At 57.1% G+C, this 23,258-nt stretch carries 22 protein-coding genes and 3 tRNA genes; 20 read left to right on the forward strand and 5 right to left on the reverse strand.

Features of this window, described 5'->3' with window-relative positions; all coding sequences use genetic code 11:
* Nucleotides 1-17: 17 nt before the first annotated feature.
* The gene (asd, locus tag ACKLKD_RS20210) at nucleotides 18-980 is read right to left on the reverse strand and encodes an archaetidylserine decarboxylase (protein WP_080897629.1); all 963 of its coding nucleotides are present in this window, start codon (nucleotides 978-980) and stop codon (nucleotides 18-20) included.
* A gap of 160 nt (nucleotides 981-1,140) precedes the next feature.
* Complete coding sequence (rsgA, locus tag ACKLKD_RS20215; RefSeq protein WP_025712614.1) at nucleotides 1,141-2,202, reverse strand: small ribosomal subunit biogenesis GTPase RsgA; 1,062 nt, start codon at nucleotides 2,200-2,202, stop codon at nucleotides 1,141-1,143.
* Nucleotides 2,203-2,296: 94 nt separating this feature from the next.
* Here rsgA and orn point away from each other — a divergent pair, with 94 nt between their 5' ends.
* Entirely contained in the window at nucleotides 2,297-2,842 is a 546-nt protein-coding gene (gene orn, locus ACKLKD_RS20220; RefSeq protein ID WP_002885538.1) for an oligoribonuclease, read from the forward strand.
* A 43-nt stretch (nucleotides 2,843-2,885) separates the two neighbouring features.
* On the opposite strand, the gene ACKLKD_RS20225 is transcribed toward orn, so the two are convergent.
* Complete coding sequence (locus tag ACKLKD_RS20225) at nucleotides 2,886-3,617, reverse strand: transporter substrate-binding domain-containing protein (RefSeq protein WP_025712615.1); 732 nt, start codon at nucleotides 3,615-3,617, stop codon at nucleotides 2,886-2,888.
* Nucleotides 3,618-3,911: 294 nt separating this feature from the next.
* Here ACKLKD_RS20225 and ACKLKD_RS20230 point away from each other — a divergent pair.
* From ACKLKD_RS20230 to ACKLKD_RS20240, 3 genes are all read left to right on the forward strand, one after another.
* Nucleotides 3,912-3,987: transfer RNA gene (locus tag ACKLKD_RS20230), tRNA-Gly, on the forward strand.
* A 68-nt stretch (nucleotides 3,988-4,055) separates the two neighbouring features.
* A tRNA-Gly gene (locus ACKLKD_RS20235) sits at nucleotides 4,056-4,131 on the forward strand.
* Nucleotides 4,132-4,203: 72 nt separating this feature from the next.
* A tRNA-Gly gene (locus ACKLKD_RS20240) sits at nucleotides 4,204-4,279 on the forward strand.
* A gap of 270 nt (nucleotides 4,280-4,549) precedes the next feature.
* Here the strand turns inward: ACKLKD_RS20240 and queG are convergent.
* Nucleotides 4,550-5,689, reverse strand: coding sequence for a tRNA epoxyqueuosine(34) reductase QueG (gene queG / locus ACKLKD_RS20245; RefSeq protein WP_025712616.1), 1,140 nt, complete (start codon nucleotides 5,687-5,689; stop codon nucleotides 4,550-4,552).
* Nucleotides 5,690-5,702: 13 nt separating this feature from the next.
* Between queG and nnr the strand changes: the two genes are divergently transcribed.
* The 9 genes from nnr to hflC all read left to right on the forward strand — a co-directional run bounded on the left by nnr (nucleotide 5,703) and on the right by hflC (nucleotide 15,945).
* Nucleotides 5,703-7,214, forward strand: coding sequence for a bifunctional ADP-dependent NAD(P)H-hydrate dehydratase/NAD(P)H-hydrate epimerase (gene nnr / locus ACKLKD_RS20250; protein WP_025712617.1), 1,512 nt, complete (start codon nucleotides 5,703-5,705; stop codon nucleotides 7,212-7,214).
* The gene (tsaE, locus tag ACKLKD_RS20255; protein ID WP_025712618.1) at nucleotides 7,207-7,668 is read left to right on the forward strand and encodes a tRNA (adenosine(37)-N6)-threonylcarbamoyltransferase complex ATPase subunit type 1 TsaE; all 462 of its coding nucleotides are present in this window, start codon (nucleotides 7,207-7,209) and stop codon (nucleotides 7,666-7,668) included. The genes nnr and tsaE overlap by 8 nt, the downstream gene beginning before the upstream one ends.
* 16 nt (nucleotides 7,669-7,684) lie before the next feature.
* Entirely contained in the window at nucleotides 7,685-9,040 is a 1,356-nt protein-coding gene (amiB, locus tag ACKLKD_RS20260) for an N-acetylmuramoyl-L-alanine amidase AmiB (protein WP_025712619.1), read from the forward strand.
* 10 nt (nucleotides 9,041-9,050) lie between these two features.
* Nucleotides 9,051-10,910, forward strand: a complete 1,860-nt coding sequence (mutL, locus tag ACKLKD_RS20265; RefSeq protein ID WP_025712620.1) for a DNA mismatch repair endonuclease MutL — start codon at nucleotides 9,051-9,053, stop codon at nucleotides 10,908-10,910.
* A complete protein-coding gene (miaA, locus tag ACKLKD_RS20270; RefSeq protein WP_002885652.1) occupies nucleotides 10,903-11,853 on the forward strand; it encodes a tRNA (adenosine(37)-N6)-dimethylallyltransferase MiaA in 951 nt (316 codons plus the stop codon). The genes mutL and miaA overlap by 8 nt, the downstream gene beginning before the upstream one ends.
* A gap of 92 nt (nucleotides 11,854-11,945) precedes the next feature.
* Entirely contained in the window at nucleotides 11,946-12,254 is a 309-nt protein-coding gene (gene hfq / locus ACKLKD_RS20275) for an RNA chaperone Hfq (protein ID WP_002885659.1), read from the forward strand.
* A 75-nt stretch (nucleotides 12,255-12,329) separates the two neighbouring features.
* A complete protein-coding gene (gene hflX, locus ACKLKD_RS20280; protein ID WP_004146725.1) occupies nucleotides 12,330-13,610 on the forward strand; it encodes a ribosome rescue GTPase HflX in 1,281 nt (426 codons plus the stop codon).
* 65 nt (nucleotides 13,611-13,675) lie between these two features.
* A complete protein-coding gene (gene hflK, locus ACKLKD_RS20285; protein ID WP_025712621.1) occupies nucleotides 13,676-14,938 on the forward strand; it encodes an FtsH protease activity modulator HflK in 1,263 nt (420 codons plus the stop codon).
* Nucleotides 14,939-14,940: 2 nt separating this feature from the next.
* Entirely contained in the window at nucleotides 14,941-15,945 is a 1,005-nt protein-coding gene (gene hflC / locus ACKLKD_RS20290; RefSeq protein ID WP_025712622.1) for a protease modulator HflC, read from the forward strand.
* Between the two features lie 81 nt (nucleotides 15,946-16,026).
* On the opposite strand, the gene ACKLKD_RS20295 is transcribed toward hflC, so the two are convergent.
* Entirely contained in the window at nucleotides 16,027-16,317 is a 291-nt protein-coding gene (locus tag ACKLKD_RS20295) for a hypothetical protein (protein ID WP_025712623.1), read from the reverse strand.
* A 223-nt stretch (nucleotides 16,318-16,540) separates the two neighbouring features.
* On the opposite strand from ACKLKD_RS20295, the gene ACKLKD_RS20300 reads away from it, so the two are divergent.
* The 7 genes from ACKLKD_RS20300 (at nucleotide 16,541) to ACKLKD_RS20330 (ending at nucleotide 23,239) form a co-directional block, all read left to right on the forward strand.
* The gene (locus ACKLKD_RS20300) at nucleotides 16,541-16,738 is read left to right on the forward strand and encodes a DUF2065 domain-containing protein (protein ID WP_002885664.1); all 198 of its coding nucleotides are present in this window, start codon (nucleotides 16,541-16,543) and stop codon (nucleotides 16,736-16,738) included.
* 102 nt (nucleotides 16,739-16,840) lie between these two features.
* Nucleotides 16,841-18,139: an adenylosuccinate synthase gene (locus ACKLKD_RS20305; RefSeq protein WP_025712624.1), complete on the forward strand. Its 1,299-nt coding sequence runs from the start codon at nucleotides 16,841-16,843 to the stop codon at nucleotides 18,137-18,139.
* Nucleotides 18,140-18,289: 150 nt separating this feature from the next.
* Nucleotides 18,290-18,715 (forward strand): nitric oxide-sensing transcriptional repressor NsrR, encoded by a 426-nt coding sequence (gene nsrR / locus ACKLKD_RS20310; RefSeq protein WP_025712625.1) that lies wholly within the window; start codon nucleotides 18,290-18,292, stop codon nucleotides 18,713-18,715.
* A gap of 36 nt (nucleotides 18,716-18,751) precedes the next feature.
* A complete protein-coding gene (rnr, locus tag ACKLKD_RS20315; RefSeq protein WP_025712626.1) occupies nucleotides 18,752-21,184 on the forward strand; it encodes a ribonuclease R in 2,433 nt (810 codons plus the stop codon).
* Nucleotides 21,185-21,264: 80 nt separating this feature from the next.
* Nucleotides 21,265-21,996, forward strand: a complete 732-nt coding sequence (gene rlmB / locus ACKLKD_RS20320) for a 23S rRNA (guanosine(2251)-2'-O)-methyltransferase RlmB (RefSeq protein WP_002885669.1) — start codon at nucleotides 21,265-21,267, stop codon at nucleotides 21,994-21,996.
* 124 nt (nucleotides 21,997-22,120) lie between these two features.
* Nucleotides 22,121-22,525, forward strand: coding sequence for a DUF2170 family protein (locus ACKLKD_RS20325; protein ID WP_025712627.1), 405 nt, complete (start codon nucleotides 22,121-22,123; stop codon nucleotides 22,523-22,525).
* 15 nt (nucleotides 22,526-22,540) lie between these two features.
* Entirely contained in the window at nucleotides 22,541-23,239 is a 699-nt protein-coding gene (locus tag ACKLKD_RS20330; RefSeq protein ID WP_025712628.1) for a PspA/IM30 family protein, read from the forward strand.
* Nucleotides 23,240-23,258: the final 19 nt, after the last annotated feature.

Raw genomic sequence — 23,258 nt, forward strand, 5'->3', positions numbered from 1 at the left:
ACCCTTTTGCTGAAGAATTAACCTTGGTCTTGTTTATCGTCAACCAGCGGGCTGGCGCGATGTTCGGCTTGGATCTCTTCTTCCGATAATGGTGCAGGTTCAGCGGTGGTGGTTGCCTCCATAGCGGTTGCCAGCGGTTGACCGATTTTGGTCACGGACAGGCTTTGCAGCGTATCGACCAGCTTCACCTGGCCCGGGGCAAACAGGTTGATCACGGTGGAACCCAGTTTGAAGCGGCCCATCTCCTGGCCTTTCAGCAAGGCGACAGAGCCTTCGCTGTCGCCCGCGGGCCAGGTCCAGCGTTTAATAATGCCTTCGCGCGGCGGGGTCACGGTGCCGGACCACACGGTTTCAATGCTGCCGACGATGGTTGCGCCCACCAGAATTTGCGCCATCGGGCCAAACTCAGTATCAAACAGGCAGATGACGCGCTCGTTACGGGCGAACAGGTTCGGGACGTTCTGCGCCGTCAAATGGTTAACCGAGAACAGGTCGCCAGGAACGTAGATCATTTCGCGCAGGATGCCGTTGCACGGCATGTGTACGCGGTGATAATCGCGCGGCGACAGATAGGTGGTGGCAAAGCTGCCGTTACGGAAGAGGTCGGCCATCTGATAGTTGCCGGCCAGCAGGGCTTCCAGGCTGTAGTCATGGCCCTTGGCCTGCAGGATTTTATCGTCCTCAATGGCGCCAAGCTGGCTGATCACGCCGTCGGCCGGCATCACCAGCACGTTGGGATCGGTATTCAGCGGACGAACGTCGTCGCGCAGCGGGCGCACAAAGAAATCGTTGAAGGTGCGATAAGCTGCGGTATCCGGTTTCTGCGCCTCTTTCATATCGACCTTGTAGTATTTCACGAACAGATCGATGACCAGCTTCGTCAGCCAACCTGCGCGTTTGCTCGCACCCCAGCCTGCGAGGCGGGTGAGCCACAGTTTAGGCAGAATGTATTGCAGTGAAAGTTTAAGATCGTTTAACACAGTAGCCTCCAGGCCATGATATGTCGTTCCTGACCCCACCCGCGGGCGGGGACCTGAAAAAAGGGGACGATTCTATACGTAAAACTCGCTAAATGGCAGCCGCGTTAGTCGCACTTTGACCGCGTCCTGGCAGAGCCTGATGTGATGCCCAGCTTAATGATCAGTCATCGGACGAGGAAAAGTTTTTACGCGTTTTTACCTGTACCTGCGCCATGCTTTCCAGGATGCGATGGTAGTTCTCAAAACGGCTTTCGGCGATCTTGCCGTTCTCTACCGCTTCGCGCAGCGCACAGCCAGGATCGGTATCGTGTTTACAGTCGCGATACTTGCAACGGCCTAAATAATCATGGAATTCGACAAAGCCATTGGTGATTTGTTCCGCTTCCAGATGCCACAGGCCGAATTCACGAACGCCCGGCGAATCAATCACATCGCCGCCGTGCGGGAAGTGGTAGAGGCGCGCTGCGGTGGTGGTGTGCTGGCCTAAGCCGGAAACGTCCGAAACATCATTGGTGAGGATCTGATCCTCGTTCAACCCGAGCAGGGCGTTCAGCAGGCTCGATTTACCGACCCCGGACTGCCCGGCGAAGATGCTGATACGGTCGGTCAGGGCCGCTTCCAGCGGCTTAAGGCCGTCCTGAGTACGACTGGAAACCAGCAGCACGCGGTAACCGATATTGCGGTAGATGTCCATTTGCTCATTGACGAAGCGCAGGCCATCGTCATCCAGCAGATCGATTTTATTCAGGACGATCAACGGCTCGATATCCTGCGCTTCGCAGGCCACCAGATAACGATCGATAATATTCAGCGACAACTCTGGCAGGATCGCGGAAACCACCACGATCTGATCGATATTGGCGGCGATAGGCTTCACGCCGTCGTAAAAATCCGGACGCGTCAGGACGGAGGCGCGATCGTGAACCGCCTCGACGATCCCTTTAACGTTTACGCCATCGGCGGCGTCTTTACCCGGCCGCCAGACCACGCGGTCGCCGGTCACCAGCGAGCGGATCGTCCGGCGGATATTGCAGCGATGCACGCTGCCGTCAGCGGATTCGACGTCGGCATGCATGCCAAAGCGACTGATGACAATACCTTCGGACGTTTCGCCAAACAGGTTGTCATCGTAGTCGGCCTTCTCCGCAGTGGTTTTCAGACGGCGCTGGTGGTTGGCTTTGACGCGGCGCTGCTGGCCTTTGGAGAGTTTATTTTTACTCAATCGAACTGGCTCCTGGTCGCCCTGATGGGGCAAAACCTCTATGATACACGCTATTTTAGATGAATATAGTCACGCAAGAAGGGTGGAAAATAGCATGAGTGCAAATGAAAACAACCTCATTTGGATCGATCTTGAGATGACAGGGCTGGATCCGGAGCGCGATCGCATTATCGAAATCGCCACCCTGGTGACCGATGCCAACCTGAACATTTTGGCTGAGGGGCCGACCATCGCGGTACATCAGTCGGACGCTCAACTGGCATTAATGGACGAGTGGAATGTACGGACGCATACCGGCAGCGGGCTGGTGGATCGCGTAAAGGCCAGCACCGTCAGCGAGCACGATGCCGAACTGGCGACTATTGAGTTTCTTAAGCAGTGGGTGCCGGCAGGCAAATCGCCGATCTGCGGCAACAGCATCGGCCAGGATCGTCGCTTCCTGTTTAAGTACATGCCGCAACTGGAAGCCTATTTTCACTACCGCTACCTGGACGTCAGCACCCTGAAAGAGCTGGCGCGCCGCTGGAAGCCGGAAATTCTCGACGGCTTTAAAAAACAGGGTACCCATCAGGCGATGGACGATATCCGTGAGTCGGTCGCCGAGCTGGCTTACTATCGCGAGCATTTTATTAAGCTGTAAACCGCAACCGGGCCCGGTGTGCGGCCCGGTTTGCTTTCCCGCGCTATTTAAACCACTTTTGCTGCATCTGCTGGAAGTCAGGCGTCGCCATGACCGCGGTCAGGGCATCGTTGATGGCATTCAGCAGCTCCGGGTCGTCTTTGCGCACTGCAATTGCATACTGTTTCCCATAATAAGCCGGGTCAGTGGCCCGCTCATCCATGATGGCGTAGTCAGGGTTCTCTTGTTGCCAGGCGTCGAGCGTGGCGAAGTCGCCCATGACGCCGGTTATTTCGCCAGCTTTCAGCGCGGCTAAAGCGCTGGCGACGTCGTCGTAAGGGATCGCCTGCACGGCCTTCTGCTTATCGCGCAGATAGTGCTGATGCAGCGTGCCTTTCACCACGCCGATTTTTTTGGCTTTCAGATCGGCAAAGGTATGGGCGACATCTTTATTGACGATCACCACCCCGGAGAGCGCCTGACGATAGGGGCGGCTAAAGGCGACCTGCTTCTCGCGCATCGGGATCACTTCCATGCCGGCAATCACCGCATCAAACTTCTTAAAGCGTAAAGCAGGGATCAGAGTATCGAAACGCTGCGCTGTGAACTGGCACTGCGCCTGCATCTGCTGGCACAGGGCGTGCGCGAGATCGATATCGAAGCCGACGGGCTGATTTTTGCCGTTGGTGGTGACAAACGGTGGATTGGCCGTGGTGGTGCCAAAATGGAGCGTCTCGGCTGACGCGGTTCCGATGGCCAGCGTGCCCAGCAGCAGGACGGTGAGGACTTTTCTCATGCTAATTCCCTTTTTGGCGTCGTGGTGGCCTCGTTATACGTCGCGCCACCGCAATATGATGCGAGCGATTTTGCGTCATTCAGCCGGGCGGAAAAAGCGATTTTGCCCGTTGTGACGCTTATTTATACAATTCAGCGGCGTAGGTGGCGAGAAAGTGTCCACTTAAACAAAAAACGCAAAAAAGTGATGAACAGGGGGTTGCAGGGGCATCGAATTCTCGTATAATGCGCCTCCCGTAACGACGCAGAAATGCAAATTACGACGCCATCAAAATATGGCAAAAAATGCAGTAACGCGGGAATAGCTCAGTTGGTAGAGCACGACCTTGCCAAGGTCGGGGTCGCGAGTTCGAGTCTCGTTTCCCGCTCCAAAATTTGAAAGCACCATCCTTATCGAAGGATTTCAACTCGCAGATGCGAGACGAAAGCCGAAGATTAAGCGGGAATAGCTCAGTTGGTAGAGCACGACCTTGCCAAGGTCGGGGTCGCGAGTTCGAGTCTCGTTTCCCGCTCCAAAATTTGAAAGACACACCACACCAGTCGCAGTATTCAGGTTGCTACAGGGTAGCTTGAATGACGATGATTAAGCGGGAATAGCTCAGTTGGTAGAGCACGACCTTGCCAAGGTCGGGGTCGCGAGTTCGAGTCTCGTTTCCCGCTCCAAATTTTCTTCCATCTCTTATTTATCCACAGTGCAATCCAGCGCCGGGGATGATTTTCGTTTGGTCTGCAGAAATACTGTGAACAGAGTTATCCACAGGTTGTCGTTTCGTCTCTGATGACGTAAATGCTTCGCTTTGTAAATAGTATCTTGTTATCTAATTGAAATTTAACAATTAAATTTCATTTCAAAATGTTAATCCGATCACTTGACCTCGGTCTGCGCCTTGAAACGCAATGTGTTTTAGATTTTATTCACAGCCTGTGAATGAATCAGGCGTCCCGCGGCAAGCCTTTCTCTACCACCCTGACCAGACGTAATTTTTTTGGTAGCTGTACTTCGACGGCGTCGGCGCTCCGCTTTTTCATTTGCTGGGCAATCGCCCATTCAATGTGCTCGTCGAGAAGCGGGTGCTCACCCCGGCGACTCTCCAGCGCGCGAAGATGGGCTTCATCCCAGGGCGCATTGCCCAGCGCGACGGCGATATTGCGCAGCCAGCGCAGGTGGCCAATGCGACGAATGGCCGACCCTTCGGTTACCTTCAGAAACCACGCTTCGCTCCAGGCGAACAGCTCCACCAGCGGCGGGGCATGCAGCGCTTTGCGTGGGCTGAAATCCTCTTCATCGGTGAGCTGTGAGAAACGGTTCCACGGGCAGATGAGCTGGCAGTCGTCGCAGCCATAGATGCGGTTGCCGATAAGCGGACGGAACTCCTCGGGGATCGCGCCTTCCAGTTCGATGGTGAGATAAGAGATGCAGCGCCGGGCGTCGACGGTGTAGGGCTCAACGATGGCGCCGGTAGGACAGATGGTCATGCAGGCGACGCAGCGTCCGCACTCTTCCGCAACCGGGCTGTCGACCGGCAGGGGCAGGTCAATCAGCAGTTCGCCGAGGAAAAAGAACGATCCGGCGTCGCGACTTAAGATAAGTGAGTGCTTACCTGTCCAGCCAAGGCCCGCTTTTTCTGCGATTGGCCGTTCCAGGATAGGCGCGGAGTCGACAAAAGGTCTAAAATTGAGCGAAGCACACTGTTCCTGAATCTTCTCCCCCAGCTTTTTCAGGCGATTACGTAGCAGCTTATGATAATCACGCCCGAGGGCATAACGGCTGACGTAACCCAGCGCGGGATCTTTCAGGGTGCGGGCAAAGGCGGCGTTGGCGGGCAGATAGTTCATCCGCACGCTGATGACGCGTAACGTACCGGGCAGCAGCTCGTGGGGACGGGCGCGCATCATACCGTGACGCGCCATCCATTCCATTTCGCCGTGGTATTGTTTATCCAGCCATGCCTGCAGTTTGGGTTCACTGGCGCTGAGATCGGTATCGGCGATCCCCACCTGCTGGAACCCAAGCTCTGTGCCCCATTGTTTGATTTGTTGCGCTAACTGAACGAGATCGAGGGGCTGTGACATGATGGACCATACAATGACGAAAAACCCTGACAGTATACCATACAACATTTGGCCTGCGGAGGCGCTGCGCCTGGCCGAACGAGAGGCGGCGGACAGCCTGGGGCTGACGCTGTTCGAACTCATGCAGCGCGCGGGCGAGGCGGCCTTTCAGCTGGCCAGCCGCGCTTATCCCGCCAGCGCGCACTGGCTGATCCTCTGCGGACATGGCAATAACGGCGGCGACGGGTACGTCGTGGCGCGTCTGGCGCTGGCCGCGGGGCGGCGGGTAACATTGCTGGCGGTGGAGAGCGAGAGTCCGCTGCCGGAAGAGGCGCAGGCGGCGCGGGAGGCGTGGCTTAACGCCGGCGGTGTGATCCATGCGGCGACCATCCCATGGCCCGACGATATCTCCCTGATTATTGATGGCCTGCTCGGCACCGGCCTGCGCAGCGCGCCGCGCGATCCCGTCGCAGCGCTCATTCGCCAGGCGAACCACCATCCGGCACCGGTGGTGGCCCTGGATATCCCTTCCGGCCTGAACGCGCAGACCGGGGCGACACCAGGGGCGGTTATGCAGGCCGACCATACGCTGACCTTTATCGCCCTCAAGCCGGGGCTGCTGACCGGCAAGGCGCGGGATGTCGTCGGGCATCTCCATCATCATGCCCTCGGGCTTGAGCGCTGGCTTGCCGGGCAAAGTACTCCTCTGACGCGGTTTTGCGCCGCTCACCTTGCCGACTGGCTGCCGCCGCGGCGGGCCACCTCCCATAAGGGCGATCACGGCAAGCTCGTGATTATCGGTGGCGATCGCGGCACGGCAGGCGCTATTCGTATGTGCGGTGAAGCGGCCTTACGCACCGGTGCGGGGCTGGTGCGAGTACTCACTCACCGGGAGAACGTGGCGCCGATTGTCACCGCCCGGCCGGAATTAATGGTGGATGAGCTGACGCCGCAGACCCTGAAAGCCGCACTGGAGTGGGCGGATGTGGTGGCGATTGGCCCGGGCCTGGGGCAGAACGAGTGGGGGCGCAGCGCCCTGCGCACGGCGGAAAGTTTCAACAAACCAATGGTCTGGGACGCCGACGCGCTGAACCTGCTGGCATTCAATCCCGATAAACGTCACAATCGCGTGTTAACCCCGCATCCCGGCGAAGCGGCCCGTCTGCTGAACGTCAGCGTGGCAGAAATTGAAAGCGATCGCTTACATTCTGCGCAGCGTCTGGTAAAACGGTATGGTGGTGTGGTCGTGCTGAAAGGCGCGGGCACGGTAGTGGCCAGTGAAAGCGGGGCGATGGGCATTATCGACGCCGGCAACGCTGGGATGGCCAGCGGCGGGATGGGGGATGTGCTCACTGGCATCATCGCCGCATTGTTAGGACAGCACCTGACGCCGTATGATGCTGCCTGTGCCGGGTGCGTCGCCCATGGCGATGCCGCCGACCGGCTGGCCGCCCGCGTGGGTACCCGCGGCATGCTGGCAACCGATCTCTTTTCCACGCTCAGGCGTGTTGTTAACCCGGATGTGATTGACGTAGACCATGATTAACCGAGTGATTCCTTTACCCGATGAGCAGGCCACGCTGGCCCTTGGCGACCGCATCGCGCAGGCCTGTACCGGCGCCACCGTGATTTATCTGTATGGTGATTTAGGCGCGGGGAAAACCACCTTCAGCCGCGGCTTTTTACAGGCGCTCGGTCACCGCGGCAATGTCAAAAGCCCAACCTATACCCTGGTGGAGCCGTATACCCTCGACAAGCTGATGGTGTATCACTTCGATCTCTACCGACTGGCGGATCCTGAGGAGCTCGAATTTATGGGGATCCGTGATTATTTTGCCGACGATGCCATCTGCCTGGTGGAGTGGCCGCAGCAAGGCGCAGGTGTCCTGCCTGACCCGGACGTTGAAATTCACCTCGATTACCAGGCACAAGGGCGTGAGGCGCGCATTACCGCGGTCTCCTCACGGGGTGAGTCTTTACTGGCGCGTTTAGCCATCTAGCCTGAAGGATGACGGGATGAAGTATCGCATAACCACCTGGCTTGCCGCTGCGCTGATGCTGTCGAGTCTTCACGCCACTGCGGCGAGTTTATCCGATATCCAGGTCTCCAACGGTGACCAGCAGGCCCGTATTACTCTTAGCTTTGTCGGTGAACCGGAGTACTCCTTTACCCCGCAGGGCAAACGACTGGTGGCGCTGGATATCAAACAGACCGGCGTATTGCAGGGACTACCGCTGCAGTTTAGCGGCAGCAACCTGGTGAAGAGCATTCGCGCCGGCACGCCGCAGGATACGCAGACGCTGCGTTTGCTGGTGGATCTGACGGAAGATGGCAAAACGCGGGCGGTGAAGCAGCAGAACGGGGCGAATTACACGGTGGTCTTTACCATCAATGCCGACGCGCCGCCGCCGCCACCGCCGCCTCCCGTGGTGGTGAAACGGGCCGATCCGCCGCCGGTGATGTCTTCCCGTACGACGACGCCAGGGCGGAACCCGTTCAGTTCGTCGGCTCCTGAACGGCAGACGGTGATGACCACCTCTCAGCCGGCGATGACCAACAATCAGACCGTGGCTCGCCCGGCGGCCCGCACGGTGTCGGCGGATGATAAGGTCATTATCGCCATCGATGCCGGACACGGCGGCCAGGATCCGGGGGCGATTGGCCCGAACGGCACCAAAGAGAAAAACGTGACTATCGCCATCGCGCGCAAGCTGCGGGCGCTGCTGAGCGCCGACCCGCAGTTTAAGCCAGTGCTGACCCGCGACGGAGATTACTTTATTTCGGTGATGGGCCGCTCTGATGTGGCGCGTAAGCAAAACGCCAACTTCCTCGTTTCTATCCACGCCGACGCCGCGCCAAACCGCGATGCGACCGGCGCCTCGGTGTGGGTGCTCTCGAACCGTCGCGCCAACAGCGAAATGGCCGGCTGGCTCGAGCAGCATGAGAAACAGTCTGAACTGCTCGGCGGAGCGGGCGACGTGCTGGCGAACAGCCAGGCCGATCCCTACCTGAGCCAGGCGGTGCTGGATCTGCAGTTCGGTCATTCCCAGCGCGTCGGCTACGATGTAGCGACCAACGTGCTGAGCCAGCTGCAGCGCATTGGTAACCTGCATAAACGCCGTCCGGAGCATGCCAGCCTTGGCGTGCTGCGTTCGCCGGATATCCCGTCGATCCTCGTGGAAACGGGCTTTATCAGTAACAACGGCGAAGAGCGGCTGCTGGGGAGCGATGATTACCAGGAGCAGATCGCACAGGCGATTTACAACGGCCTGCGTAACTACTTTATGCAGCATCCGCTGCAGTCGGCGCCTCGTGGGGAGGCGGCGCAAACCGCCAGCGCTGCGGCGCCGGGCGGGATGTTGATTAACTAAGGAGCAGGGGATGCCGATTCAGGTTCTACCGCCGCAGCTCGCCAACCAGATTGCCGCCGGCGAAGTGGTGGAACGACCCGCGTCGGTGGTGAAAGAGCTGGTTGAAAACAGCCTTGATGCCGGCGCCACGCGGATTGATATTGATATCGAACGCGGCGGCGCGAAGCTCATTCGCATCCGCGATAACGGCTGCGGCATCAAAAAAGACGAGCTGGCGCTGGCCCTGGCTCGCCATGCGACCAGTAAGATCGCCTCGCTTGACGATCTGGAGGCGATTATCAGCCTCGGCTTTCGCGGCGAAGCGCTGGCCAGTATCAGTTCGGTGGCGCGCTTAACGCTGACTTCGCGGACGGCGGAACAGCAGGAAGCCTGGCAGGCGTATGCCGAAGGCCGCGATCAGGCGGTGACGGTAAAGCCGGCGGCACACCCGGTCGGCACCACCCTGGAAGTCCTCGATCTGTTCTACAACACGCCAGCACGGCGCAAATTCATGCGCACCGAAAAAACCGAGTTCGGCCACATTGACGAGGTGGTGCGCCGCATTGCGCTGGCGCGTTTCGACGTCACCATTAACCTCAGTCATAACGGCAAGGTGATGCGCCAGTACCGGGCAGTGGCGCAGGATGGCCAGCGGGAGCGGCGGCTGGGAACCATTTGCGGCGCCGCTTTTCTCGAACACGCGCTGGCGATCGAGTGGCAGCATGGCGATTTGACCTTGCGTGGCTGGGTTGCCGATCCGCTCCATACCACTTCGGCGCTGGCGGAAATTCAGTATTGCTACGTTAACGGGCGGATGATGCGCGACCGGCTGATCAACCATGCTATCCGCCAGGCCTGTGAAGACAAGCTGGGAGCCGATCAGCAGCCGGCGTTTGTGCTGTATCTGGAGATCGATCCCCATCAGGTAGATGTGAACGTCCATCCGGCCAAGCACGAGGTGCGATTCCATCAGTCGCGCCTGGTGCACGACTTTATCTACCAGGGCGTACTAAGCGTACTGCAGCAGCAGCTTGACGCGCCGCTGGCGGAAAAAGACGACCCGCCGGCGCCACGCCAGATGCCGGAGAATCGTATCGCCGCAGGAGGCAATCATTTTGCGCGTCCGTCGGAAGCGCGTGAACCGGCCACCCGATTCAGCAATACATCGTCGCGTGAGCCTGCCGCCTCCAGCGGCAAACCGGGCGGTGCGAGCTGGCCGCACGCGCAGCCGGGTTACCAGAAGCAGCAAGGCGCGCTTTATCGTCAGTTGCTCGACACGCCCGCCGCGCCGCAGCCAGTGGTACAGACGCCGACCACGACAGAGCTGGCCGGCCACAGCCAGAGCTTTGGCAGAGTGCTGACGATTGTCGGCGGCGATTGTGCGCTGCTGGAGCGCGAGGGCGGTCTGGCGCTATTGTCATTGGCTGTAGCCGAGCGCTGGCTACGCCAGGCGCAGTTAACGCCGGGGGTGGAAGCGGTATGTGCCCAGCCGCTGCTGATCCCGCTGCGGTTAAAAGTCACGGAAGGGGAAAAACAGGCGCTGGCCGCCGCGCAGCCGGCGCTAACGCAGCTGGGGATCGAGCTCCATGCCGATGCTCTGCACGTGACGGTGCGCGCGGTCCCTTTACCCTTAAGACAACAAAATTTACAAATCTTGATTCCTGAACTGATAGGCTACCTGGCGCAGCAAAACGCATTCGACGTCGGCAACATCGCACACTGGATGGCGCGTAATCTGACGAGCGAACAGGCGTCATGGAATATGGCGCAGGCGATTGCGCTGCTGGCGGACGTCGAACGTCTTTGCCCGCAGCTGGTGAAAACGCCGCCGGGTGGCCTGTTACAACCTGTAGATCTCCATTCGGCGATGAATGCCCTGAAAGATGAATGATGTAACCGAGGCGAGCCTGCCCAAGGCAATTTTTTTAATGGGCCCGACGGCCTCCGGCAAAACCGCGCTGGCGATAGCCTTACGTAAAGTTTTGCCAGTAGAGTTGATTAGTGTTGATTCCGCCCTCATTTATCGGGGAATGGATATTGGCACTGCCAAACCGGATGCCGCGGAGCTTAGCGCTGCGCCGCACCGGCTGCTGGATATTTTGGATCCTGCAGAAGCCTATTCCGCGGCTGATTTTCGCCGCGATGCGCTGGCGGCGATGGCGGACATTGTCGCCGCCGGGCGAATTCCGCTGTTGGTCGGCGGAACAATGTTGTATTTCAAAGCGTTGCTGGAAGGATTGTCGCCCTTACCGTCGGCTGACCCAGAGGTCAGAGCGCGGATTGAGCAGCAGGCCGCAGAGCAGGGGTGGAACGCGTTACATCAGCAATTACAGGAGATCGATCCCGTGGCTGCTGCGCGTATTCATCCAAATGATCCGCAAAGGCTTTCCCGGGCACTGGAAGTTTTTTTCATTTCGGGTAAAACTTTAACGGAACTGACGCAAACGTCAGGAGACGCTCTGCCATATCAGGTGCATCAGTTCGCCATCGCCCCGGCGAGCCGTGAACTGCTCCATCAACGCATAGAACAGCGTTTTCATCAGATGTTAGCTTCAGGTTTTGAAGCAGAAGTACGGGCGCTTTTTGCCCGCGGAGATTTGCATACGGATATGCCTTCCATCCGTTGTGTCGGATACCGCCAGATGTGGTCATATCTCAATGGCGAGATCCCGTATGATGAGATGGTTTATCGAGGTGTTTGCGCCACGAGACAGTTAGCCAAACGTCAGGTCACCTGGCTGCGCGGTTGGGAAGGTGTGCACTGGTTAGACAGTGAACAACCTGAACAAGCGCTCAACAAAGTATTACAGGTTGTTGGTGCGAGCCAGAACTGAACGTGTACAATTAAACGGTATCGTGCGTAATTTTTTTTGAGAATCGAAAGGTTCTGAGTACAAAACAAGCATACATATAAGGAAAAGAGAGAATGGCTAAGGGGCAATCTTTACAAGATCCGTTCCTGAACGCTTTGCGTCGGGAACGCGTTCCGGTTTCTATTTATTTGGTGAATGGTATCAAGCTGCAAGGGCAAATTGAGTCTTTCGATCAGTTCGTGATCCTGTTGAAGAACACGGTCAGCCAGATGGTCTATAAGCACGCAATTTCTACTGTTGTCCCGTCTCGCCCGGTGTCTCACCACAGCAATAATGCTGGCGGCGGTTCCAGTAACTATCACCACGGTGGTAGCGCGCAGGGCTCTTCTGCGCCGCAACAAGACAGCGACGACGCCGAATAAGGCCAGTGCTGTTTTTCCACGCCGGGGAGCCAGGTTTTCTGTGTTCCCCGCTGGTATTTTATAAGGGGTTTACGCTTGTTTGACCGTTATGACGCCGGTGAGCAGGCGGTACTGGTACACATCTATTTTTCGCAAGACAAAGATATGGAAGATCTCCAGGAGTTTGAAACTCTGGCCTCTTCCGCCGGTGTCGAAGCAATGCAGGTGATTACCGGTAGCCGTAAAGCACCGCACCCGAAGTATTTTGTTGGTGAAGGTAAGGCAGTCGAAATTGCGGAAGCCGTTAAAGCGACCGGCGCCTCGGTCGTGCTCTTCGATCATGCCCTGAGTCCGGCGCAAGAACGCAACCTGGAGCGCCTGTGCGAATGCCGGGTTATCGATCGCACCGGTCTTATTTTAGATATTTTCGCCCAGCGCGCGCGCACCCATGAAGGGAAACTGCAGGTCGAGCTGGCGCAGCTGCGCCATATGGCGACCCGCCTTGTCCGCGGCTGGACCCACCTTGAAAGACAAAAGGGCGGTATTGGTTTGCGTGGCCCGGGTGAAACTCAGCTCGAAACCGACCGTCGTTTATTGCGTAACCGCATCATGCAGATCCTGTCGCGGCTGGAAAAAGTCGAGAAACAGCGTGAGCAGGGGCGGCGGTCGCGCGCGAAAGCCGATATTCCAACCGTGTCGCTGGTGGGCTACACCAACGCCGGAAAATCAACGCTCTTTAACCAGATCACCGCCGCTGAGGTCTATGCCGCGAACCAGTTGTTCGCCACCCTCGACCCGACGCTGCGCCGCATTGACGTCCCTGACGTCGGCGAAACGGTGCTGGCCGATACCGTCGGTTTTATTCGCCATCTGCCGCACGATCTGGTGGCCGCGTTTAAAGCGACGTTGCAGGAGACGCGTCAGGCGACGCTGCTGCTGCATGTGATTGACGCGGCGGATGTTCGCGTGCAGGAAAATATTGATGCGGTAAATACGGTTCTCGCTGAGATTGAGGCCGATGAGATCCCAGCGCTGCTGGTGATGAACAAAATCGACATGCTTGACGATTTTGAACCGCGCATCGATCGTGACGATGAAAATAAACCCATTCGGGTCTGGCTTTCAGCCCAGACCGGGGTGGGCGTACCACTGCTTTTTCAGGCGTTAACAGAGCGTCTTTCCGGTGAAGTGGCCCAGCATACGCTGCGCTTACCGCCGAAAGAAGGGCGACTGAGAAGCCGCTTCTATCAGCTTCAGGCGATAGAAAAAGAGTGGATGGAGGATGACGGCAGCGTGAGTCTGCAGGTGCGCATGCCGATCGTTGACTGGCGGCGCCTCTGTAAGCAAGAGCCAACGCTTGTTGACTATGTGGTTTGATCTTGCAACTTGCCTGAAGATATTGACCCCTGTGGGGATATCAAAAACAAATATGGAGCATATACATGGCGTGGAATCAGCCCGGTAATAACGGACAGGACCGCGACCCGTGGGGGAGCAGCAAACCTGGCGGCAACTCTGAGGGAAATGGCAACAAAGGTGGTCGCGAGCAGGGGCCACCGGATCTGGATGATATCTTCCGCAAGTTAAGTAAAAAACTTGGCGGGCTCGGCGGCGGCAAGGGCGGACTGGGCGGTGGTAATAGCGCACAGGGACCTCGTGGACCGATGGGCGGGCGTATTGTCGGCATCGTTGCCGCGGCAGCAGTAATTATCTGGGCGGCCAGCGGTTTCTATACCATTAAAGAAGCCGAACGCGGCGTGGTCACTCGTTTTGGCAAGTTTAGCCATCTGGTTGAACCGGGCCTGAACTGGAAGCCGACTTTTATCGATAACGTTCAGGCGGTGAACGTGGAGTCGGTACGCGAACTGGCGGCTTCCGGCGTTATGCTGACCTCTGACGAAAACGTGGTGCGCGTTGAGATGAACGTGCAGTACCGCGTCACCGATCCGGAGCGCTATCTGTTTAGCGTCACCAGCGCGGATGACAGCCTGCGTCAGGCCACCGACAGCGCGTTGCGCGGCGTGATCGGCAAATACACCATGGATCGCATCCTGACCGAAGGTCGTACCGTGATCCGTAGCGATACCCAGCGCGAGCTGGAAGAGACGATTCGCCCGTACAACATGGGTATCACTCTGCTGGACGTCAACTTCCAGACGGCGCGTCCGCCGGAAGAGGTGAAGGCCGCGTTTGACGATGCTATTGCCGCGCGTGAGAACGAACAGCAGTACATCCGTGAAGCGGAAGCGTATACCAACGAAGTTCAGCCGCGGGCGAATGGTCAGGCGCAGCGTATCCTCGAAGAGGCACGCGCCTATAAGACCCAGACCGTTCTGGAAGCCCAGGGTGAAGTGGCTCGCTTTGCGAAGATCCTGCCGGAATACAAAGCCGCGCCGGAAATTACCCGCGAGCGTCTGTACATCGAAACCATGGAAAAAGTGCTGAGCCACACCCGTAAAGTGCTGGTCAATGACAGCAAAAACGGCAATCTGATGGTTCTGCCGCTGGACCAGATGCTGAAAGGCGCCGCTGCGCCGGCAGCAAAGAGCGATAGCAGTGACGCCAGCGATCTGCTGCGCCTGCCGCCAGCATCCAGCTCAAGCAGCGCCAGCAACTCATCAACCTCGAGCTCAACCGGGGGTAGCATTATGGACCAACGCCGCGCTAACGCGCAGCGTAACGACTACCAGCGTCAGGGGGAATAACGATGCGTAAATCTGTTATCGCGATCATTGTCATCGTGCTGGTAGTGCTCTACATGTCAGTCTTTGTCGTAAAAGAAGGCGAGCGCGGTATTACGCTGCGTTTTGGTAAAGTCCTGCGCGACGACGAGAACAAGCCGCTGGTGTATGCGCCGGGCCTGCACTTCAAGATCCCGTTTATCGAATCGGTGAAGATGCTGGATGCGCGCATTCAGACCATGGATAACCAGGCCGATCGTTTCGTCACTAAAGAGAAGAAAGACCTGATCGTCGACTCCTACATTAAATGGCGTATCAGCGACTTCAGCCGTTACTACCTGGCTACCGGCGGCGGCGACGTCTCTCAGGCCGAGGTGCTGCTGAAGCGTAAATTCTCGGACCGTCTGCGTTCTGAAATTGGTCGCCTGGATGTGAAAGACATCGTGACAGACTCCCGTGGTCGCCTGACCCTGGAAGTACGCGATGCGCTGAACTCAGGCTCGGCGGGTACGGATGACGAGGTTAGCACCCCGGCAGCTGACGACGCGATTGCCAAAGCGGCAGAGCGTGTAGAAGCCGAAACCAACGGTAAAGTGCAGGTAATCAACCCGAACAGTATGGCGGCGCTTGGTATCGAAGTTGTCGACGTACGTATCAAACAGATCAACCTGCCGGCGGAAGTGTCGGAAGCGATCTACAACCGTATGCGCGCGGAGCGTGAAGCGGTTGCTCGTCGCCACCGTTCACAGGGCCAGGAAGAGGCTGAGAAACTGCGCGCGACCGCGGACTATGAAGTCACCAAGACGCTGGCGGAAGCTGAGCGCCAGGGCCGTATCCTACGCGGTGAAGGTGATGCGGAATCGGCGAAGCTGTTTGCCGACGCGTTCAGCCAGGATCCAGGCTTCTATTCCTTTATCCGTAGCCTGCGTGCTTATGAGAAGAGCTTCCAGAGTAATCAGGACGTGATGGTCCTGAGTCCGGACAGCGACTTCTTCCGCTATATGCGTTCACCGGATTCGGCACGCAAATAAGCCGAGAAGGTGTAAATCTGAAGTACTAACGCGAAAAGGCGCCTGAAACAGGCGCCTTTTTTCATACTGCGGAGGCGTGAATTAGTTGCCCAGCAGTTTATTCAGCAGGCCACCGACTACCGGCAGGCTCGCCAGCGCACTTTCGATGGTGCCGCCGATGGTAGACCCGACGCTTTCGCCCAGGGTTTTGCCCAGGTCTGGCGCCAGGTCGGCCAGATTGATGGTGCCAATCAGCGGCAGGCTGATGCTCAGGGCATCGGTACCCATCGTCCATACGGAGGCGCCGACCTTGCTGCCTAAGGAAGCCAGGCCATCCTGTAACCAGCCTGCGCCGCTCACATTTTCGATTTCAAATGCGGTTAATTCTCTCATGATAATCTTCCTGATTATGTAGACGTACCGGGTTGTAGTACGCGATGGCATAGTTACAATTTAAAAAATATCCAGCAATACAATTAGTTGTGAATTTTGTTTCACCTTATCGTTTCATAATGAAGATGAAATACGGGACAATGTGAAATGAGGGAATGAATTCACCATGCTGGCTACCGACGCCCGCGAGAGCGGCAAGAATACTTTTCAATTAAGGTTGACGATGAACTCCACCATTTGGCTGGCGCTGGCGCTGGTTTTAGTACTCGAAGGGCTCGGCCCGCTACTCTATCCTCGCGCCTGGCGCAAAATGGTCGCCAGCCTGAGCCAGCTACCGGATAATTTATTGCGCCGTTTTGGCGGCGGACTTGTGGTTGCCGGGATTGTGATCTACTACATGTTGAGGAAATCGATTGGCTGATCAAAAAGTGGTCGGATTTGCCTTATTTTGGATGCAAAAAGTGCTGTAACTCTGAAAAAGCGATGGTAGAATCCATTTTTAAGCAAACGGTGATTTTGAAAAATGGGTAACAACGTCGTCGTACTGGGCACCCAATGGGGTGACGAAGGTAAAGGGAAGATCGTCGATCTCCTGACAGAACGGGCTAAATATGTTGTGCGCTACCAGGGTGGTCACAACGCCGGCCATACTCTCGTAATCAACGGTGAAAAAACCGTTCTCCATCTTATTCCATCAGGCATTCTGCGTGAAAACGTCACCAGCATTATCGGTAACGGCGTCGTGCTGTCTCCGGCTGCGCTGATGAAAGAGATGAAGGGCCTGGAAGACCGTGGTATCCCGGTTCGCGAGCGTCTGCTGCTCTCTGAAGCCTGCCCGCTTATCCTTGACTATCACGTGGCGCTGGACGTGGCACGTGAAAAAGCGCGCGGCGCGAAGGCGATCGGCACCACCGGTCGCGGCATCGGCCCGGCTTACGAAGATAAAGTCGCTCGTCGTGGTCTGCGCGTTGGCGATCTGTTCGATAAAGCGACTTTCGCCGATAAACTGAAAGAAGTGATGGAGTATCACAACTTCCAGCTGGTGAACTTCTATAAAGCAGAAGCGGTTGACTACCAGAAAGTGCTGGACGATGTGATGGCGATTGCCGACATCCTGACCGGCATGGTGGTTGACGTATCCGACCTGCTGGATCAGGCGCGTCAGCGTGGCGACTTCGTCATGTTCGAAGGCGCGCAGGGTACGCTGCTGGATATCGACCACGGTACCTATCCGTACGTGACCTCCTCTAACACCACCGCAGGTGGCGTGGCGACCGGCTCCGGCCTGGGTCCGCGTTATGTGGATTACGTCCTGGGTATCATTAAAGCGTATTCGACTCGCGTCGGTGCAGGTCCGTTCCCGACCGAGCTGTTTGATGAAACCGGCGAGTTCCTCTGCAAGCAGGGTAACGAGTTCGGCGCGACCACCGGCCGTCGTCGTCGTACCGGCTGGCTGGACGCGGTCGCAGTTCGTCGCGCAGTGCAGATTAACTCCCTGTCCGGCTTCTGCCTGACTAAACTGGACGTCCTCGACGGCCTGAAAGAAGTGAAAATCTGCGTCGGCTACCGTATGCCGGACGGCCGTGAAGTGACCACCACTCCGCTGGCTGCCGACAACTGGGAAGGTATCGAGCCTATCTACGAAACAATGCCGGGCTGGTCCGAAACCACCTTCGGCGTGAAAGAGCGCAGCGGCCTGCCGCAGGCAGCCCTGAACTACATCCAGCGTATTGAAGAGCTGACTGGCGTCCCGGTGGATATTATTTCTACCGGTCCAGACCGTACCGAGACCATGATTCTGCGCGACCCGTTCGACGCGTAATCACTCGCAAGGGGCGCCGTTCGGGCGCCCTTGTTTTTGCTGTTCGCCCGCCCCATTTCAAATAAATTAGCGGCCTGAGCGCTGGCTGGTTTATCATCAATAATAATGATGTCGCTCGACATACCCTGTTTTCTTTTCCCTGAGGTTTATGTGCAGTTAACGAGTTTCACCGATTACGGATTACGCGCGCTGATTTATATGGCGTCGCTGCCGGAAGGACGGATGACCAGCATCTCGGAAGTAACCGAGGTCTATGGCGTCTCCCGTAATCATATGGTTAAAATAATCAATCAGTTAAGCCGTGTGGGCTACGTGACTGCCGTGCGGGGGAAGAACGGGGGCATTCGCCTCGGCAAACCAGCAGGGCAGATCCGCGTCGGCGACGTGGTGCGCGACCTGGAACCTTTATCGCTGGTCAACTGCAGCAGCGAATTTTGCCACATTACACCAGCCTGTCGTCTGAAACAGGCGCTAGCTGAAGCCGCGCAGAGTTTTCTCAAGGAGCTGGATAACTATACGCTGGCTGATTTGGTTGAGAAGAATCAACCGCTTTATAAATTATTGCTGGTGGAGTGACGCCACTCTGCCGGAGATGACAACGGAGGAACCGATATGTCACAAGATCCATTCCAGGAACGCGAAGCTGAGAAGTACGCGAATCCTATCCCGAGCCGGGAATTTATCCTCGAACATTTAACCAAACGGGAAAAGCCTGCCAGCCGCGATGAGCTGGCCATCGAGTTAAATATCGAGGGTGAAGAGCAAACTGAAGCGCTACGTCGCCGCTTGCGCGCGATGGAGCGCGACGGTCAGCTGGTTTTCACCCGTCGCCAGTGCTATGCGCTGCCTGAGCGCCTTGATCTCCTTAAAGGAACCGTTATTGGCCACCGTGATGGCTATGGTTTTCTGCGCGTTGAAGGGCGCAAGGACGATCTGTATCTGTCGTCAGAACAGATGAAAACCTGTATTCACGGCGACCAGGTGCTGGCTCAGCCGCTGGGCGCGGACCGTAAGGGCCGCCGCGAAGCGCGCATCGTCCGCGTCCTGGTGCCGAAGACCAGCCAGATTGTTGGCCGCTACTTCACCGATGCCGGCGTCGGCTTCGTCGTCCCGGACGACAGCCGCCTGAGCTTCGATATCCTGATCCCGCCTGAAGACATAATGGGCGCGCGGATGGGCTACGTAGTAGTGGTCGAACTGACCCAGCGCCCGACCCGCCGCACCAAAGCGGTGGGGAAAATCGTCGAAGTGCTGGGCGACAACATGGGCACCGGCATGGCCGTCGATATGGCGCTGCGTACCCATGAAATTCCTTACGTCTGGCCGCCTGCGGTGGAAAAACAGGTTTCCGGTCTCAAAGAGCAGGTGCCGGAAGAAGCAAAGGTCGGGCGCGTCGATCTGCGTTCCCTGCCGTTGGTCACTATTGATGGCGAAGATGCCCGCGACTTCGATGACGCGGTGTACTGCGAGAAGAAACGCGGCGGCGGCTGGCGCCTGTGGGTAGCCATTGCCGACGTCAGCTACTATGTGCGCCCGGGGACGCCGCTGGATGCTGAAGCACGCAGCCGTGGTACCTCGGTCTACTTCCCGTCGCAGGTGGTACCGATGCTGCCGGAAGTGCTGTCTAACGGTCTATGCTCGCTGAACCCGCAGGTCGATCGCCTGTGCATGGTGTGCGAAATGACGATTTCGTCAAAAGGCCGTCTGACCGGCTATAAATTCTATGAAGCGGTGATGAGTTCACATGCTCGCCTGACCTACACCAAGGTCTGGCATATGCTGCAGGGTGACCAGGAGCTGCGTGAACACTACGCGCCGCTGGTGAAGCACATTGAAGAGCTGCATAACCTCTACAAGGTACTGGAGAGCGCCCGCGAAGAGCGCGGCGGTATCTCATTTGAAAGTGAAGAAGCTAAATTCATCTTTAATGCCGAACGCCGTATTGAGCGTATCGAACAGACTCAGCGTAACGATGCGCATAAGCTGATTGAAGAGTGCATGATCCTGGCGAACATCTCCGCCGCGCGCTTCGTTGAGAAGGCGCAGGAGCCGGCGCTGTTCCGTATCCATGATAAGCCAACCACTGAAGCGATTACCTCCTTCCGTACTGTGCTGGCTGAGCTGGGACTGGAGCTGCCTGGCGGCAACAAACCGGAGCCGCGTGATTATGCCGAATTGCTGACCTCCATCGCCGATCGCCCGGATGCGGAAATGCTGCAGACGATGCTCCTGCGCTCCATGAAGCAGGCGGTCTACGATCCGGAAAACCGCGGTCACTTTGGCCTGGCGCTGCAGTCCTACGCCCACTTCACCTCGCCGATTCGCCGCTACCCGGATCTGTCGCTGCACCGCGCCATTAAATATCTGCTGGCTAAAGAACAGGGCCACAAAGGAAATAGCACCGAGACCGGCGGCTGGCACTACAGCATGGAAGAGATGCTGCAGCTGGGCCAGCACTGTTCGATGACCGAGCGCCGCGCCGACGAAGCGACGCGCGAAGTGTCCGACTGGCTGAAATGCGACTTTATGCAGGATCAGGTAGGGAACACCTTCTCCGGTGTCATCGCCAGCGTGACCGGTTTTGGCTTCTTCGTCCGCCTGAACGATCTGTTTATCGACGGTCTGGTGCATGTTTCCAGCCTGGATAATGACTATTATCGTTTCGACCAGGTGGGCCAGCGTCTGATTGGCGAGTCCGGCGGTCAAACCTATCGCCTGGGCGACCGCGTGGAAGTTCGTGTGGAAGCCGTCAACATGGACGAGCGGAAAATCGACTTTACGCTGATCTCCAGCGAGCGTGCGCCGCGTAATGTCGGCAAAACGGCCCGTGAGAAAGCGAAAAAGAGCAGCTCAGGCAAACCGGGTGGTCGCCGCCGCCAGGTCGGAAAACAGGTAAACTTCGAGCCGGACAGTGCCTTCCGAAAAGAGAAGGACACGGCAAAGCCGAAGAAAGAGAAAAAAGCGAAAAAACCGTCCGCTAAAACGCAGAAAATCGCCGCCGCCACCAAAGCCAAGCGTGCGGCAAAGAAGAAGATCGCTGAGTGATTGACCTCCCTTCACCCTGAAATCTGCTGGCGCAGGATGGGGTGAAGGGGCGGATAACAGAACCTAAAACGAGTACATCAATGAGTGAAATGATTTACGGCATCCATGCGGTGCAGGCACTGCTGGAGCGCGCACCTGAGCGTTTTCAGGAAGTTTATATTCTGAAAGGCCGTGAGGATAAGCGCCTGCTGCCGCTGATCCATGCCCTGGAAGCGCAGGGCGTGGTGATTCAGCTGGCCAACCGTCAGTTTCTTGATGAGAAGAGCGAAGGCGCAGTGCACCAGGGGATCATTGCCCGCGTGAAGCCGGGGCGTCAGTACCAGGAGAACGATCTGCCGGATCTGCTGGCGCAACTCGATCAACCCTTCCTGCTGATCCTCGACGGTGTGACCGATCCGCACAATCTCGGCGCCTGTCTGCGCAGCGCCGACGCTGCCGGGGTGCACGCGGTAATTGTGCCGAAAGATCGTTCCGCGCAGCTGAATGCGACGGCGAAGAAAGTCGCCTGTGGCGCAGCGGAGAACGTTCCGCTGATCCGCGTCACCAACCTGGCGCGCACTATGCGCCTGCTGCAGGAAGAAAACGTCTGGATCGTCGGAACCGCTGGCGAAGCCGACCATACGCTATTCCAGAGCAAAATGACCGGGCCGATGGCGCTGGTGATGGGGGCGGAAGGTGAAGGTATGCGCCGCCTGACCCGCGAGCACTGCGATGAGCTGATCAGCATCCCGATGGCGGGCAGCGTCTCCTCGCTGAACGTCTCGGTCGCTACCGGCATCTGTTTGTTTGAAGCAGTACGCCAGCGCAGCTAAGGTATTTTTTTCAGAAAAAGCCATCTTAATTAAGATGGCTTTTTTTTACGTCTATTGCTAAAATAAACGGCAATATTGATATAAATTGTATTTATTATTTAATGCTTAATATATGGAATAATATATGGGATGGACTCCTCGAGCGCTCGCGAGTGCGCTCCAGCAGGCAGCTGAGTTAAATGTAAACATCGATGATAACGAGCATTCATTTATCATTATAATGAATGATTACGGCGATCTACGACTTAATGTATTATTTACCTCCCGACAAATAATTATTGAAACTATTATTTGTCCGCTGAGCACTATTCAGCGGCAGGACTTGTTTAACGCCTTCATTTTACGCCATCAAAAATTACTCCCTCTCTCCTCGGTCGCGATATCCCGTCTTAAGAATGATGAATATTATGTCGCGTTTGGCGCCCTGTCGCTCAATTCCTCGCTGGAAGATGTGGTGCTGGAGATCGCGACGCTGGCCGCTAATGCATTAGATCTTGCTGAGTTGATAGAACAATATACGAACGAATAACAAGGAACGCTATTGATGGGAATATTAAAGAGCCTGTTTACGCTGGGTAAATCCATGGTCTCGCAGGCCGGAGAGACCATTGAGGAAGCGCAGGGCGTCAGGATCCTCGAACAACATATTCGCGATGCAAAAAGCGCACTGGATAAAGCAGGCCAATCGCGTGTCGACCTGCTCGCACGGGTAAAACTAAGCAACGATAAACTGCAAGATCTGCGTGCGCGTAAAGACATGCTGGAAGCACGTGCCCTGGAGGCGCTGAATAAAAATGTCGCTGCGGATTTGATTAACGAAGTCGCTACAGAGATTGCCCGCCTGGAAAACGAGATTGCTGTAGAAAAGCGCGTGCTCGCTAACCTTGAATCCTCGCGCGATGGCGTTGAGCAGGCCGTTCATGCGACGGCTCAACGTATCGCCCAGTTTGAACAGCAGCTGGAAGTCGTTAAGGCGACGGAAGCCATGCAGCGGGCGCAGCAGGCGGTCACAACATCCACCCTCGGGGCGTCTTCTCGGGTCTCCACCGCGGCGGAGTCACTCCGGCGTTTGCAAACCCGTCAGGCGGAACGCCAGGCCAGACTGGATGCTGCTGCGCAACTGGAAAAGGTGGCGGATGGAAGCGATCTCGTTGAGAAGCTCGCGCAAGCCGGCATTGGTACAACCGACAAAAGCGCGGCTGAGGATGTACTGGCGCGTCTGCGTCGACAACAGAGCAAATGATTGCGGCTCCACGGTCAGT

The sequence above is a fragment of the Klebsiella sp. 10982 genome, from assembly GCF_048589245.1.
GTDB lineage: Bacteria > Pseudomonadota > Gammaproteobacteria > Enterobacterales > Enterobacteriaceae > Klebsiella > Klebsiella quasivariicola.

What these genes read in the sequence shown, in the direction of transcription:
- ACKLKD_RS20300 (WP_002885664.1), top strand. Translation starts at nt 16,541, where the DNA reads ATGAACTCCACCATTTGGCTGGCGCTGGCGCTGGTTTTAGTACTCGAA.
- miaA (WP_002885652.1), top strand. Translation starts at nt 10,903, where the DNA reads ATGAATGATGTAACCGAGGCGAGCCTGCCCAAGGCAATTTTTTTAATG.
- amiB (WP_025712619.1), top strand. Translation starts at nt 7,685, where the DNA reads ATGAAGTATCGCATAACCACCTGGCTTGCCGCTGCGCTGATGCTGTCG.
- nnr (WP_025712617.1), top strand. Translation starts at nt 5,703, where the DNA reads ATGACGAAAAACCCTGACAGTATACCATACAACATTTGGCCTGCGGAG.
- ACKLKD_RS20330 (WP_025712628.1), top strand. Translation starts at nt 22,541, where the DNA reads ATGGGAATATTAAAGAGCCTGTTTACGCTGGGTAAATCCATGGTCTCG.
- ACKLKD_RS20325 (WP_025712627.1), top strand. Translation starts at nt 22,121, where the DNA reads ATGGGATGGACTCCTCGAGCGCTCGCGAGTGCGCTCCAGCAGGCAGCT.
- tsaE (WP_025712618.1), top strand. Translation starts at nt 7,207, where the DNA reads ATGATTAACCGAGTGATTCCTTTACCCGATGAGCAGGCCACGCTGGCC.
- queG (WP_025712616.1), bottom strand. Translation starts at nt 5,689, where the DNA reads ATGTCACAGCCCCTCGATCTCGTTCAGTTAGCGCAACAAATCAAACAA.
- rlmB (WP_002885669.1), top strand. Translation starts at nt 21,265, where the DNA reads ATGAGTGAAATGATTTACGGCATCCATGCGGTGCAGGCACTGCTGGAG.
- mutL (WP_025712620.1), top strand. Translation starts at nt 9,051, where the DNA reads ATGCCGATTCAGGTTCTACCGCCGCAGCTCGCCAACCAGATTGCCGCC.
- hfq (WP_002885659.1), top strand. Translation starts at nt 11,946, where the DNA reads ATGGCTAAGGGGCAATCTTTACAAGATCCGTTCCTGAACGCTTTGCGT.
- ACKLKD_RS20295 (WP_025712623.1), bottom strand. Translation starts at nt 16,317, where the DNA reads ATGAGAGAATTAACCGCATTTGAAATCGAAAATGTGAGCGGCGCAGGC.
- ACKLKD_RS20305 (WP_025712624.1), top strand. Translation starts at nt 16,841, where the DNA reads ATGGGTAACAACGTCGTCGTACTGGGCACCCAATGGGGTGACGAAGGT.
- hflC (WP_025712622.1), top strand. Translation starts at nt 14,941, where the DNA reads ATGCGTAAATCTGTTATCGCGATCATTGTCATCGTGCTGGTAGTGCTC.
- orn (WP_002885538.1), top strand. Translation starts at nt 2,297, where the DNA reads ATGAGTGCAAATGAAAACAACCTCATTTGGATCGATCTTGAGATGACA.
- hflK (WP_025712621.1), top strand. Translation starts at nt 13,676, where the DNA reads ATGGCGTGGAATCAGCCCGGTAATAACGGACAGGACCGCGACCCGTGG.
- ACKLKD_RS20225 (WP_025712615.1), bottom strand. Translation starts at nt 3,617, where the DNA reads ATGAGAAAAGTCCTCACCGTCCTGCTGCTGGGCACGCTGGCCATCGGA.
- rnr (WP_025712626.1), top strand. Translation starts at nt 18,752, where the DNA reads ATGTCACAAGATCCATTCCAGGAACGCGAAGCTGAGAAGTACGCGAAT.